Source organism: Marinobacter iranensis, assembly GCF_029207565.1.
Classification (GTDB): domain Bacteria; phylum Pseudomonadota; class Gammaproteobacteria; order Pseudomonadales; family Oleiphilaceae; genus Marinobacter; species Marinobacter iranensis.
This window is the reverse complement of record NZ_JANCMW010000310.1, coordinates 1-254: the sequence shown is the minus strand read 5'-3', so window position 1 is coordinate 254 and position 254 is coordinate 1. Positions and strand designations below refer to the sequence as shown.

General features: G+C 74.0%; 1 protein-coding gene. It reads right to left on the bottom strand.

What is annotated here, in order from left to right:
* On the bottom strand, positions 1 to 254 hold a 254-nt coding region (locus NLU14_RS22505), incomplete at both ends, for a hypothetical protein (protein WP_275710801.1).

Below are 254 nucleotides of genomic sequence, written 5' to 3'. Positions count from 1 at the left end.
AAGCCGGCGTAGGGCGTCGGCTCCGACACCCCCAGCCGCGCGTCGAAGCGTTCGGCGAACTCGTCGAGGATCGACGACGCGGATGCCGGGACCACGATCACGACGTCGTCGTCGACGCTCCCGAAGAACAGCCCGCCGTGGCGCTCCTCGGCGCGCAGCTCCAGCAGGTCGAGCAGTGCGTCCGCGCGGCGACCGGCGGCATCCGTCACCGCCACGACGACCGGCGCGGGCGGCAGGGCGCCCCAGACGTCCCT